Genomic DNA, 12,772 nt, shown 5'->3' with positions numbered 1-12,772 from the left:
TCAGGTCTCGGCAGGCTCAGTCAGCCATTGGCGAACAATGGAGACGGTTTCGTTCGGATTGCGTTCGGCGAGTTCGCCCACGCGGTTCACGGCCTGGGCATGGACCTGGCCCTGGATCTGGGCGACGTCGATCATGTGCGCGGCGCCGCCGCCGGTCAGGAGCGCCTGGCCCTGTCCGCCTTCGCTGCCGGCTTGCGCGCTGGTGTCGACCAGTGCGGGCACCGAGGCCTCGGCACGGCCGGGTACGACCTCGTTGGCCAGGATGCGCTTGACCAGCGGGCGGATCACCATGAACAGCACGACCAGGCCGAGCAGCATCATCACGCCGAGCTCGATCACATACATCACGTCGTCCTTGGTGAACTGCAGCATGCCGAGGAAGCCGGTGGGCTCGTTGAGCGGGGCCACCGAGGGCGCTTCGGCAAAGCGCAAGTTGACGACCTCGACCTGATCGCCGCGCTTCTGGTCGAAACCGATCGCCGAGCGCACCAGGGCGGCGATGCGCTCGAGCTGCTCCTTGGGGCGGTCCTGGTAGACCATCTCGCCCTTTTCGGTCTTGGCGTAGCTGCCGTCGACGAGGACAGCGACCGAGATGCGGTTGACGCGGCCGGCTTCGGTCACCTCGGTCTTGGTGGTGCGGGAGATCTCGTAATTGTTGGTCTCCTCGCTCTTCTTGCTCTGGTCGCGGGCGCGCGCGGCATTGTCCTGATTCTGGTTGCCGGGCAGCTCGTTGTTGACCGTGACCTGACCGCTATTGTCGGCGGAGAGGCTTGATTCCTCCCGGGTCTGGCTCGAGCGCAGCACGCGCCCTTCGGGGTCGAACTTGTCGGAGGTCTGGGTGATCTTGTTGTAGTCGAAATCGGCCGAGAGCTGGACGCGGGCGCGACCCTGGCCGACCACGGAGGACACGATGTCCTCGACCTGCTTGCGCATCCGTTTCTCGAAGGCGGCGCGGCGCTCGTCGCCGACGGCGTTGTCGGCATCGCTGGTGGCACCGTCGGCGAGCAATTGGCCGGCCTCGTCGACGATCGACACCCGCTGCGGCTTCAGCCCGTTGACGGCCGAGGCGACCACGTGGCGGATGGCGCGGATCTGCTGCGGCTCGAGGGTGCCGCGCACCCGCACCACGATGGAAGCGGACGGCTCCGGCGTCTCGCGCGAGAACAGCGGCCGCTCCGGCAGCACCAGGTGCACGCGCGCGGCCTGGATACGGTCGATAGCGCGGATGGTGCGGGCGAGCTCGCCTTCCAGGGCGCGCAAATGGTTGATGTTCTGGACGAAGCTCGTGGTGCCGAGCGCGTCCGACTTGTCGAAGATCTCGTAGCCGACGCCGCCGCCCTTGGGCATGCCGCCCTCGGCGAGCTTCATGCGCAGCCGCATGACCTTGTCCTTTGGCACCATGATGACGGCGCCGTCATTGCGCAGCTCGAACGGGATCGCCTGCCGCTCGAGCTCCTTGACGATCGCGGAGGAGTCCTCGACGCTCAAATCGGTGAACAGGGTCGTCAGTTGCGGCGTGGTGACGCGCAAGATGACGAACGCGAAGAAGCCGATGAGCGCGGCGGTGACCGCCACCATCGCCGCCAACCGGGCCGCGCCCAGGCCCTTCAGGAAAGCAACCAGACTTTGCACCAACCGCCCCCAGGGATTCGGCCCTCGGAGGGTCCGACTGGGCAATTATTGCCTAGGGTATGGTTTCCATCCGGTTAACGACGGTTAAGAACCGCGGCAGAAAGTAGGACATGAAAAAAACCGGCTTCGCAAAGCGAGGCCGGTTTTCATCAAATTCGATTGGTTTCGAGGGCTTATTGTCGATATTGCTGGATCCGGGTGGTGCGCAGCCCGGCCAGCCCGTGCTGATCGATGGAAAATTGCCAAGAAAGGAATTCGTCGACCGTCAGCGTGTAGCGGCTGCAGGCTTCCTCCAGGGAAAGCAGACCGCCGCGCACCGCGGCAACAACTTCAGCCTTCCGGCGAATGACCCACCGTTTTGTACCGGGCGCAGGCAAGTCGGCAATGGTTAGCGGACTGCCGTCGGGCCCGATGACGTATTTCACCCTCGGGCGATGGGGTTCTGTCATGGCGTACTCACAAACTCTCGACCACTGAACTCACTCTGCCAACCTACGCGTGTCGGCTTAAAATTTGCCTAAGCGCAATCCTGCAATACGAATCGTTGGAAATGCCGGTAGGGTGGCTCCGCCCCGGCACCTGTCCCAGTGTGGGAAAGCGGCCCCGGCCGGAGCCGACGGGCGCCTGGTGGGGTCCGAATCACAACCCAGTGGAAGCGAGGTCGCCCGTGGGCGAGATTGTAGTGCCGATCCTGCTCTGGTTCGCGGCGATCGGCTGTGGCCTGCTTGCCGGGCTCTATTTTGCGTTCTCGACCTTCGTGATGAGGGCGCTCGGCCGCATCGAGCGGGCATCCGGCATCGCGGCCATGAATGCCATCAATGTCGACATCGTCCGCTCTCCGTTCATGCCGCTCTTCCTCGGCACGACGCTGGTGAGCGCGATCCTCGCCGCCCTTGCGGTCTTCCGCCTGGGCGAGCCCGGCGCGGCGGCGATGCTCGCCGGCGGGGTGCTCTACGTCGTCGGCATGTTCGTCGTGACGATGATCTTCAACGTGCCGCTCAACAATGCGCTGGCCGCGGCCGATCCGGCGAGCGCTGAGGCGGCCTCCCTATGGATGCGGTATCTCAAGGAATGGACCTTCTGGAATCACGTGCGGACGATCGCCTCCACCGCGGCCTGCGCCCTTTTCATTGCCGCCATCGCGGCGGATTAGAGCATTTTCGAGCGAAGTGGGTACCGGTTCGCGCGAAGAAAACGCGTCAAACAAAGAATCTAGAGCTATTCGGTTCTGATTCATCAGAACCGAATAGCTCTAGGTCGATCCCGACCCATCGCCGGAGCCTGCATCAGAATCCTTGCCGCCAGTGCTCGGGCGGATCACCCGCTTGATCTGGTCGGTTGTATAGGTCTGGCCACCGATCGAGAGCAGTGGCGGGGTGGCGGTCAGGTCGACGGAATCGACAATGCCCTGGACTTCGGTCGAGATCGCGACGTTGTTGCCGGAGGCGTCCTTGCCGGTTGCGGTGAGCGTGTAGCTGCCCGGCGGCCATTGCGTGCCGTCATTGCCCTTGCCATCCCAGACGAAACTGGAGCCGCCCGTCTTCAGCGAAAAATTGCCGGAATAGGCGGTCTGGCCGGTCGAATCGGTGATCGTGATGGTGGCGCTGCTCTCCTTCGGCGAATTGATGTTCCAGGTCGCCGAGCCGTTGAAATTGGCCTTGCTGCCGTCGACCGCGACGGTATTGCCGACATAGATCAGCGCCTGCGTCGACTGCGCGCTCTTCTCCAGGGCGACGATCGAGCTCAACTGGTCGTTCATCTTGAGCTGCTGCTCGACGCCGGCGAACTGCACGAGTTGCGCCGTGAACTGGTTGGTGTCGAGCGGATCGAGCGGGTTCTGATTCTGCAGTTGCGTCGTCAGCAGCGTCAGGAAGGTCTGGAAGTTGTCGGCAATGCCCTTCGTCTGGGTCGACGCGGTGTTATTGCCCGAGGCCGTCCCGGTCCCGGGTGCCGATACGACCGGCGACGGCATGGATACGTCGGTTGCCATGGTGCGCTCCTCTAGACTCTAATATCGACGCCGCCGTTCGCGCCGAGCATGCGGCCATAGCTCCGACCGGCGACGGTCGCCGGCACGCTGTCTTCTTCGCTGACGATCAGGCGATGTGCATTGGGATTGGGCTGATTGCCGCCGTTCTGTCCGGACGACGACTGGTCGCGCAGGCTGAACTGCAGTCCGCTATTGCCTGTTGAGAGGCCGGCATTGTCCAGCGCGCGCTGCAGTTGGTTGGCGTCCTGGCGCAACATCTGCAGCGTTTCCGGCCGCTCGACGGTCAGATGCGACGTCACCTGACCATGGGTGTCAACATGGATGCGAACATCGATGCGCCCGAGCTCGGGCGGATCGAGCCGGATTTCGAAGCGGCTCTTGCCACTCTTGGCCGAGGCCGCGATCTCCAGTGCGAGGCCGCTGACCGGCACCGCATTGCCATGGGTTGTTGCCGCGGTCACGGTCAGTTGCGAATTGGCCGCCGGCGTTGTGGGCGTGGATGGCATCTGCGGCTGGATCATGGCGGCCGCCTGCGCAGCGTTGTCGGATGCGGCGGCCAGCGTTTGCGCGGTGTTCGCTGCGCCCGACTCCACATGGCTTGCCGCGTGCGCGGACGGCGTCTGCGCGGAATTGCCTGAGGCGTCCGCTTTCACCGCGTCAACAAAGGCGTGCTCGGCTTTCTGCTTGCCGGCGGCTGCTTCTGGCGGGGCGATATCCGGGACAAGGCCAGTCGGTGTTTCGGCCGGCGTGGAGTCTGTCGCGCTGTCTTGTGCGCCGGACGTGGGGATGGCGTCCTTCGCGGTCAGCGTCGGCTTTGACTGGGCTGTGGCCTTCGCCTGCGGCGTCGGCGAGGGGGCGGCGGCTGCAGACAGTGCGATGCCGGTCGCGGTGTCGCCAACTGCCTCCGCGCCAACGGAAACGGCGGTTACGGCTTTGGCGTCCGCCTGAGCTTCGGCCTGGGCATCGGTCTTGGCCGCGTCGGCCGCTGCGGGAGCTGTACCGGCGACCGAGGCCACAGCCGCGATGGCCGCGGCTGCCGTCGCGAGCGGAGCGGCGGCCGGGTCCGCTACCGGCGGTGTTGCGGGCGCTGCATTCGCGGGGCTCCCGACGACTGCGGAAACCGTCGCTGTTATCACCGTGGTTGCAGCGGTGCCGTCGTCCTGCTTGGACTCATCACCATCCTTGTCACCATTCTTGGCATCGTCCTTGGCTGGGACATCGTCCTTCGGCTTCGACGACTTTGCCGAATCGGACTTTGGCGTGTCGGGTTTCGAATCAGGCTGATCGGCTTTGTCGGCCCGGGTGCTGGAGCCGACGTCGTTGCGCGCACCGACATCGTTCCGCTCAGAGCGGTCAGGGCCGGCGCCGTCATCGCGCGACCTCGAGTCCGCCGCCGGAGCAGGATCATCGTTCCGGCGCGCCGATGCAGGCGGCGCACGGGAACTGTCGTCGGGGCGCTCGTTGCGGGCCGCCGTGTTGCTGTCGACCAGTGCGGCAAAACTGTCATTTCCGGGCGCGGGGCCGGAATCCGGTCGCGCCGACCTCGGCGAATTGGCCTGAAACGACATGCCTGCCAATGCTTCTTGCGCGACCTTGACCACAACCGACCCTCAGGATGGAATTCAGTTCCCCATCAGCAAGGAGCGGGCCAGCAAGTCTGCGAAAAAATATCCATATATTACAGTGGTTTACGAGAAGGATGCGGGATTTGGAACAATGGCCCGGCGGTTCGCTTTTTGCCCGGCGGCAAGATTTGCCGTCTACATCTCTTCCAAGGACGGCTGATTGCTTCGCGGCGATACGGCCTATATTAAAGGGTGGCTTTTCCTGCGCCCCGACGAGGCAAATCGGCCTTTTTCGGCGATGCTCCAAAGCCTTCTGGGTAAAGTCCGCTTTTAACGCTGGTCGCGGGGGCAACGGCTGCTCGCGACAGAAATCGATGACCTCTTCCATGCGCAACAGTCTCGATCTCGAAGGCCGTCCCGAGGACACCAGGGTCGTGGTCGCCATGTCCGGCGGCGTCGACTCATCGGTGACGGCTGCGCTCTTGAAGTCGGAAGGCTACGATGTGGTCGGGATCACGCTGCAGCTTTACGACCACGGCGCCGCGACCCATCGCAAGGGCGCCTGCTGCGCCGGCCGGGACATCCACGACGCCCGCAATGTCGCCGAGCGGATCGGCATTCCGCATTACGTGCTCGACTATGAGAGTCGTTTCCGCGAATCGGTGATCGACAATTTCGCCGACAGCTACGCGCTCGGCGAGACGCCGGTGCCATGCATCGAGTGCAACCGCGCCATCAAGTTCCGCGATCTGCTCGCGACTGCGCGCGAGCTCGGTGCCGCCGTGCTCGCGACCGGGCACTATGTCGCCTCGCGGCCCCTCGCCGACGGATCGCGGGCGATGGTCTGCGCCGCCGACGCCGATCGTGACCAGAGCTATTTCCTGTTCGCGACCACGCGCGAGCAGCTCGACTATTTGCGCTTTCCGCTCGGCGATATGACCAAGCCGCAGGTTCGCGAACTCGCGCGCCGCTTCGGTCTCGAGATCGCCGACAAGCAGGACAGCCAGGACATCTGCTTCGTGCCGACCGGCCGCTACACCGACATCATCAGCCGCCTGAAGCCGAATGCGGTCGCACCCGGCGACATCGTCGATCTCGACGGCAAGGTGATCGGCCAGCACCAGGGCATCGTTCATTTCACGGTGGGCCAGCGCAAGGGGCTGGGGATCGCCACCGGCGCGCCGCTGTATGTCGTGAGGCTCGATGCGGCGAGCCGCCGTGTCGTGGTGGGCCCGCGCGAAGCGCTGCGCATGGATCGCATTCTCTTGCGCGACGTCAACTGGATCGGCGATGGCGCGCTCGACCGCGTCATCGGCGAGGGTATCGAGCTGTTCGTGCGCGTGCGCTCGACGCGCGCGCCGCAACCGGCCTGGCTGCGTAGGACCGATCGCGGCTACGAGGTTGAGCTCGTCGCCGGCGAAGAGGGCGTATCGCCCGGGCAGGCCTGCGTGTTCTACGACGCGCCGTCTGGCCAGGCGCGCGTGCTCGGCGGCGGATTCATCAAGAGCGCGGCCGCGAGGAACGTGGCTGCGATGGTGCGGCCTCTCGCCGAGGCCGTGCGCTGACATAAATTCGGGGCAGGGGATGGCGGCGGATATCGACCGCGAGGGGGTCGAAAAGGCCTATGGGCGCTGGGCGCCGATCTACGATTTCGTGTTCGGCAGGGTGTTCGATCAGGGCCGGCAATCGACGATCGCCGAAGCCGACCGGATCGGTGGTCGCGTGCTCGATGTCGGCGTCGGCACTGGACTGTCGCTGGCGGATTATTCGCGCAGCACCAGACTTTGCGGTGTCGATATTTCCGAGCCGATGCTGCGGCGGGCGCAGCAGCGCGTGCGGGCGCTGGGCCTGACCAATGTCGAGACGCTGGCGGTGATGGACGCCAAGAACCTCGCGTTCCCGGATTCGTTCTTCGACGCCGTGGTGGCGCAATATGTCATCACGGCGGTTCCGGATCCCGAGGCGACGCTGGATGATTTCATCCGCGTGCTGAAGCCTGGCGGCGAGTTGATCCTGGTCAATCACATCGGCGCCGAAAGCGGGCCGCGGCGCCTGTTCGAACTGGCTTTCGCGCCGCTTGCCCGAAGGCTCGGCTGGCGGCCGGAATTTCCATGGGCGCGGCTCGCCAACTGGGCCAGGAAACATGGCGGCGTCAGCCTTGCCGAGCGGCGCCCGATGCCGCCAATGGGGCATTTTTCGCTGATCCGCTTCCGCAAATCGTGAATGCGGTTTTGGCCGGAACCTCCGCGCGCGCCGGCCGTTTGCTTCGCATGCGGATGAACCAGTCACTTGTCTTTTTCGGTGTGCTGATGGCGGTGCCGGGTGCGGCGGTCGCACAGGCCCCGCCTGCGCCGACGACGCCCCCGGCGCAGACCGCGCCGCCCCAGCCCCAGCGCGGCGAGAATTGCACGCCGATGCAACAGCCGGCGAATCCCAACGCAAAGCCGGATACCACCACCGGGCAGCGATCCGAGCCGCTCGGCGAAAAACTGTCGCGCTCCGATGGCGTGCTGTGCCCGCCTGCGGGCGTAGATCCCGAGATGCGGGCACCGCCCCCGGACGGCGGCAATACTCCGGTGATCCCGCCGCCCGGCAGCCCCGGCGGCGATCCCTCCGTCCGGCCAAAATAGCCCCCCGTTTCGCAGCACCTTGGCTGGCGGCTTGTTGGCAGGAGGCATATTGGCAGAAGGCCGGCCGACGGCCTGCTTTGCTTGACAGGCCGTCCGCCCACTCCTTATATGCCGCGCATTCGCGCCGCGGCATCTGCATGCTGCAACGGCGCCGCCGTGGCGGGGTAGCTCAGCTGGTTAGAGCACGGGAATCATAATCCTGGGGTCGGGGGTTCGAGTCCCTCCCCCGCTACCACGTATGACCCACTATTATGGTGGGCCTCCGGAAAGACACGTCCGCCGAGCAGGGCAGCCAGCTTTCCCTTCACCTCGACCTCGAAGCCTTCCCAAGGGCCTTTCGGGTGTACAATGACACTGTGCACAAGGGACCTGAAGTCGGCGACCAACGGTCCGCGGTCGTCCTCCGCGCTTGCGTGGCTTGCTATCGTGTCGGCAAGCGCATTGACGGTCTCGATGTAGCGGTCCAGCGTTGCCGGATGCAGTGAGGTGGGGGTCGGGGCCTCCTCGAGGGCAGCCAGCTCCGCCTCGACGCGCAACCGTTCTTGCTTCAGCTCGGCGATCCGTTGCTTGGCATCCTCCTCGGAAATCACGTACCTGATCACGAGATCAATGTTGCGCTGACGCTCGCCTTCGATCCGGTCACGTTTCGCCTCTAGCCGCAGGCGCTCCGAGGAGGCGTTCCCCGCAAGCCGCTCTCGCTCACTGTTGTAGTTGCGGACGTAGGTCTCGATCAGCCGTGGGTCCTTCAACTCCTCGACCATCCCGCTGAGCACGAGTCTTTCGATGTCGCGCAGGTAGATGATCCTGCGATTCGAGCAACTGCCACTCTCGCGCACAGCTGAGCAACGAATCCTGGTCTTTCCAGTCTTGTCGCGGTCGTGAACTGACATGCCAGATCCGCAACAACCGCACCGAAGGAGACCAGACAGGAGATGCGGCGACCGTCGCTTCATGTGGCTGGCCAAATGCCCCTTCTCAGTCTTCAAAGCGTGCGCCTGCTCCCAAACGGACTGTTCGACGATCCGCAGTTGGGCACATCAATGCTCTGCCACTCCTCACGAGGGTTTGGGCGAGACAATCGTTTGCCTGTATCGGGATCCTTAACGATGTCAGTAAGCTGTCATGATAGACCGAACTCGACCATTCCAGCAAAAAGCTCGTAAGTAGCAAGAGCTATGCCGTGAGCCCCCTTTGGAGCGTCGGTAGCAACGTCGATTGCGAATCTACTACTTTCCCGAACTAGCGGAGTTGACGGCGCGGGTTGGCCTCCTAGAAGCGCAGGAAACGTATCGCGAAGCATGGTCGGGCCGACTGTGGGAAGTAGGCGAACGGAACCTTGCACTTCGTCGTCATCACCGACTTGACTTAGGTAGTCGGGATGCAGCGCATCGAAATCGTCGATCTCCATGCCGCCACTGGTCTGAACTTCCCATGCCATTCGCAGCTTGAAAACACGATGTCGCAACCGATGCATCTCAACGAGAGTGTCAGAAAACTCTCCATACGAAGCAGGTGTGATCAACTGAATCATAATCCCTCCAGAGGCGTTCAAGACCTCTTTTGAAGCGAGATTATTGACCTGAATCATTACCTGTAGTTGTAGGGGGGCTGTGTCCTAATTCTGCTTTCTTTTATTTGCAGCGGGTAGGCGCGTCACGGCTTGTGCAATCGTGCGAACATCCAGCTTTTCCTTCGCGTTTTCCAGATAGTAGGCCACTGTGTTGCGCGAGATGCCGAGAATGCATCCTATTTCCCAAGCGCTCTTTCCTTGTGAAGCCCATTCCAAGCATTCGAATTCGCGTGGAGACAGGCGGATCCTATCTACCCTACATTCATCCGCGAGCTTGCGGCGTACGTGTGCATGAAAATACATCGCCATGAGCTGAAGAACGCGTTCATAAGAATCGATGCATTTCTCAAATGGCGGCCGCTTCTCGTCGACAGCGAAGGTCAGAGCGGCAACTGGACCGTGCCCGTCGTGAATGGGAACGGTAAAGCCAAATCGGATCCCGAACTGAGCGGCTTCATCGAGGAACTGCTGCTCCTCAAACGAACTAGATCTCGAAGTGAAATCGGCTCCCCATCGGAAGGGTTCCGGCGTCTGCAGAGCTTCTCCAATGACCGGATCGATCGTGTGATAATTCTCGTTCAAATAGCGAGTTGTCCAGCAAGAAGGGTACGTTGATATTAGGTGTGGCGTCGTTGTTGCTTCACTCTGGAGAGCGAGATAGGCGAAACAAGATAGGTCCAATCCAGCCGCTGTGTCCGCCAGTACTCTCGAAAAGTCACGAGCGTCGTCTGCTGTTGACAGACGATCTATGAAATTCTGAAAGACGCGATGCATTGCTAAACCCGCGGCATGCTCAACCCGAGCGTGCTTCAGATTTCCGTCGAGCGGTAACTGACGGTGGCCCGGCTGTGCGCTCTTGGTGGCTCGATGAAAACTGTTGACAATTTGCACCTGCGCGCGCTGTTGTCAAGCTGTGAGGAGCCCGGCTCCCATCCGCCTGTATTTCAATTGAAAGGACAGGAGTACGACAAATGGGAAGCGCTATCCGAAGCATTTTCCTCTGTATTTTTGGCGTCCAGCTCGCCTTCGCCGCAAACGCACAAAGCTATCCAAGCAGGATAATAACCCTGATCGTGCCGTTCGCGCCCGGTGGGCCGACAGACCTTATGGGGCGGACGATCGCCGACGGGCTATCGAAGGAGCTCGGGCAGACCGTAGTCGTTGAGAATAAGCCAGGCGCAACAGGAATTGTCGGGCTGGCCGCTCTTGAACGAAGCGTACCTGACGGCCATACGCTAATACTTTTACCGAGCTCCACGGCCGTAGCTCATGTCGCCCAAAAAAAGCCGTTTCAGTTCGTTCAGCAGGCAACCCCGCTGGGGAATATATTGACGCAATCAGCGTTCCTCTTCGTAAACCCCAAGGTTATCGGCGCAACGTCTCTGGAGGAACTTGTCGCTTATCTTCGAATGCATCCAGGAACAGGATACACTTCGTCAGGGTCGGGCAGTCCCTCACACTTGCACACTCAAGCTTGGGCGGCCAGACTGGGACTGGATCTCACTCATATTGCCTACCGCGGGATCGCACCGGCGATTATGGATGTGATCGCAGGTCGAGTGCCAATAATATTATCGACGCTTACGTCGATCAAACCCTACGTCGACGACGGAAGTATAAGAGCGATCGCTGCACTCTCGCCTGAGAGACAGTCCTATGTTCCGGACGTCAAAACGTCGACGGAGCAAGGCTATTCGGACTTCCGGGTGCCGGTATACGTCGGCATCGCCGTAACGGCAGGCACGCCAGAACCGATTGTGCTCAAGCTAAGGGCGGCCCTCCAGCGCATCGTCGAGGGAGATGCCTACCGCAAGGTCTTTGATGGTTCCGATGGAATTCCTGAGTACATTGACGGCCCAAAGTGGGGTGAATTGATCCAGGAATCTTATGATTCCGCCGCCAAGATCGTGCGTGAGCGCAATCTCACCTTCCAATAGAAGCACCATGACGCTGACCAGGTGCGCGCTGACACGGCCACAGCGAGTGGGGTCGAGTGTAGGCGATCAACAGCCTTCCGCGTGCCCGCGCGTTACCAGGCGCCGATTGAAAGCAGCTCTAAGCTTGCTTGCTGGAGATGAAAAGACAGGCTGTGTATGCTCGGAGTTCCACTATATAGAATGGCATGCCATTCTGCTATTCTATACCTACGAGTGGATGCTGTGAGATCGGCTTGGAGGTGCGTCGAACGTTAAGGATGGCCTAGCTCGATCCCATATCCTGAGAGCCGTTGAGATCCGCCGATCAAGCCGGGCAAACGAGATTCTTTAGGGTGTCACCCGACCAGGAAGACCGAGTCTGAGTTGGACTTGACAGCCAGACCGGCCCTCGGCAACGACGACATCTAAGAAAAGCCAATCAATTGTTTTCCTCTCGTTTTGCGACGAGCGAGGTTGTGATGCGCTCTCTCGACGTCTGCCAGCTTGAACGTTTCCTCAATATCAACGAAGAGCGATCTCTCGATGATGGCTTGGAATATCTCCATCGCGCGCCTGCGAAGCGTTGGAGAATCGGAAATGTGATCGGCCAGCCGAGGGCGCGTCAAGAACAAAGAGCCGCTCTCGCCAAGCTCAATTGGATCGATATCGCGAATGGGGCCGCCGACGCTACCAAAGCTAACAATTAGGCCTTTCTTCCGAGCGGCTCGCAAGCTATCGTGAAAGGTCGGCTTGCCGATCGGATCATAGACCACGTCCACTCCCTGCCCACTGGTAAGATTCCGAACGATGTCAGCAAAGCGCCCACCTTCATAGAGAATACCTTTGGCGGCGCCGTGCGCCTCGGCTGCAATCGTTCGTTCGCCGGAGCTAGTGACGGCATACATTGTTGCACCGGCTCTCGCCCCTAACTGAACGAGGAGTTGGCCAATGCCGCCCGAGGCAGCGAGCACCGCTGCCGAGATCCCAGGCCCCAGCCTGCCGACATCGTTAGCAAGATAGTGCGCGGTGAGGCCGTGAAACAGCGCTGCCGCGGCGATCTTTAGCGAGATCTCTGCTGGCAACCGAACAGCACGTGAGGCCGGAACGACCGCGAACTCGGCATAGCTACCCCAGGTCAGGCAGTATGCTATTCGATCGCCCGGAACGAGATCGTGAACGTCGCTGCCGATCTCCTCGATTACACCCGAGCCCTCGATGCCAAGAGTGGTTGGTAGCGTCTGCGGATAGGTGTTCGAGTTCGCGTACTTGCCTTCGCGAGTGTGAATATCCATGAAGTTGATGCCGGAGAATGCAAGTTTGACCAGCACCTCATCCCGTCGCGGCACAGGTTTGGGAACCTCGCGCAATATGAGTGCTTCTGGCCCACCATATCTTTCGATCTGAACCGCCATCATGGGATCGCCACCCGTCCTTTGGAGCGACAAGCCTGCTCGCTAGGATGCGCCTCC

General features: G+C 61.8%; 14 protein-coding genes and 1 tRNA gene. 7 read left to right on the top strand and 8 right to left on the bottom strand.

All coding sequences use genetic code 11. The features are described from left to right. Positions 1–1,632, bottom strand: coding sequence for a flagellar basal-body MS-ring/collar protein FliF (gene fliF, locus ACZIRK_RS19870; protein WP_463328005.1), 1,632 nt, complete (start codon positions 1,630–1,632; stop codon positions 1–3). 173 nt (positions 1,633–1,805) lie between these two features. Then, positions 1,806–2,081, bottom strand: a complete 276-nt coding sequence (gene sciP, locus ACZIRK_RS19865) for a CtrA inhibitor SciP (RefSeq protein ID WP_002714638.1) — start codon at positions 2,079–2,081, stop codon at positions 1,806–1,808. A gap of 218 nt (positions 2,082–2,299) precedes the next feature. On the opposite strand from sciP, the gene ACZIRK_RS19860 reads away from it, so the two are divergent. Then, positions 2,300–2,785: an anthrone oxygenase family protein gene (locus ACZIRK_RS19860; protein WP_207230995.1), complete on the top strand. Its 486-nt coding sequence runs from the start codon at positions 2,300–2,302 to the stop codon at positions 2,783–2,785. 99 nt (positions 2,786–2,884) lie between these two features. Here the strand turns inward: ACZIRK_RS19860 and ACZIRK_RS19855 are convergent, their stop codons facing one another. Then, a complete protein-coding gene (locus ACZIRK_RS19855; protein ID WP_130225196.1) occupies positions 2,885–3,622 on the bottom strand; it encodes a flagellar hook assembly protein FlgD in 738 nt (245 codons plus the stop codon). Positions 3,623–3,633: 11 nt separating this feature from the next. Beyond that, on the bottom strand, positions 3,634–5,190 hold the full coding sequence (locus ACZIRK_RS19850) for a flagellar hook-length control protein FliK (protein WP_130225197.1): 1,557 nt from the start codon (positions 5,188–5,190) through the stop codon (positions 3,634–3,636). Here ACZIRK_RS19850 and ACZIRK_RS19845 point away from each other — a divergent pair. The 5 genes from ACZIRK_RS19845 (at position 5,189) to ACZIRK_RS19825 (ending at position 8,052) form a co-directional block, all read left to right on the top strand. Beyond that, positions 5,189–5,407 (top strand): hypothetical protein, encoded by a 219-nt coding sequence (locus ACZIRK_RS19845; protein ID WP_130225198.1) that lies wholly within the window; start codon positions 5,189–5,191, stop codon positions 5,405–5,407. The two genes, ACZIRK_RS19850 and ACZIRK_RS19845, sit on opposite strands and share 2 nt — an antisense overlap. 166 nt (positions 5,408–5,573) lie before the next feature. Next, positions 5,574–6,752: a tRNA 2-thiouridine(34) synthase MnmA gene (mnmA, locus tag ACZIRK_RS19840; protein WP_130225246.1), complete on the top strand. Its 1,179-nt coding sequence runs from the start codon at positions 5,574–5,576 to the stop codon at positions 6,750–6,752. A gap of 19 nt (positions 6,753–6,771) precedes the next feature. Then, positions 6,772–7,410, top strand: a complete 639-nt coding sequence (locus ACZIRK_RS19835; protein ID WP_130225199.1) for a class I SAM-dependent methyltransferase — start codon at positions 6,772–6,774, stop codon at positions 7,408–7,410. 47 nt (positions 7,411–7,457) lie between these two features. Then, a complete protein-coding gene (locus tag ACZIRK_RS19830; protein WP_130225247.1) occupies positions 7,458–7,817 on the top strand; it encodes a hypothetical protein in 360 nt (119 codons plus the stop codon). Positions 7,818–7,975: 158 nt separating this feature from the next. Continuing rightward, a tRNA-Met gene (locus tag ACZIRK_RS19825) sits at positions 7,976–8,052 on the top strand. Here the strand turns inward: ACZIRK_RS19825 and ACZIRK_RS19820 are convergent. From ACZIRK_RS19820 to ACZIRK_RS19810, 3 genes are all read right to left on the bottom strand, one after another. Then, positions 8,009–8,707 (bottom strand): hypothetical protein, encoded by a 699-nt coding sequence (locus tag ACZIRK_RS19820; RefSeq protein WP_463328026.1) that lies wholly within the window; start codon positions 8,705–8,707, stop codon positions 8,009–8,011. The genes ACZIRK_RS19825 and ACZIRK_RS19820 overlap by 44 nt on opposite strands. Before the next feature lie 230 nt (positions 8,708–8,937). Further along, complete coding sequence (locus ACZIRK_RS19815) at positions 8,938–9,348, bottom strand: acyl-homoserine-lactone synthase (protein WP_463328004.1); 411 nt, start codon at positions 9,346–9,348, stop codon at positions 8,938–8,940. An 84-nt stretch (positions 9,349–9,432) separates the two neighbouring features. Then, entirely contained in the window at positions 9,433–10,161 is a 729-nt protein-coding gene (locus ACZIRK_RS19810) for a helix-turn-helix transcriptional regulator (protein ID WP_463328025.1), read from the bottom strand. Positions 10,162–10,358: 197 nt separating this feature from the next. On the opposite strand from ACZIRK_RS19810, the gene ACZIRK_RS19805 reads away from it, so the two are divergent. After that, a complete protein-coding gene (locus tag ACZIRK_RS19805; protein WP_463328003.1) occupies positions 10,359–11,324 on the top strand; it encodes a Bug family tripartite tricarboxylate transporter substrate binding protein in 966 nt (321 codons plus the stop codon). 404 nt (positions 11,325–11,728) lie between these two features. Here ACZIRK_RS19805 and ACZIRK_RS19800 read toward each other — a convergent pair whose 3' ends face one another. Beyond that, positions 11,729–12,715 (bottom strand): quinone oxidoreductase family protein, encoded by a 987-nt coding sequence (locus ACZIRK_RS19800; protein WP_474418381.1) that lies wholly within the window; start codon positions 12,713–12,715, stop codon positions 11,729–11,731. Positions 12,716–12,772: the final 57 nt, after the last annotated feature.

It is taken from the genome of Bradyrhizobium sp. Leo114, from assembly GCF_055229415.2.
Note: the sequence above shows the minus strand (reverse complement) of the source record. Positions and strands in the feature narration are given on the sequence as shown.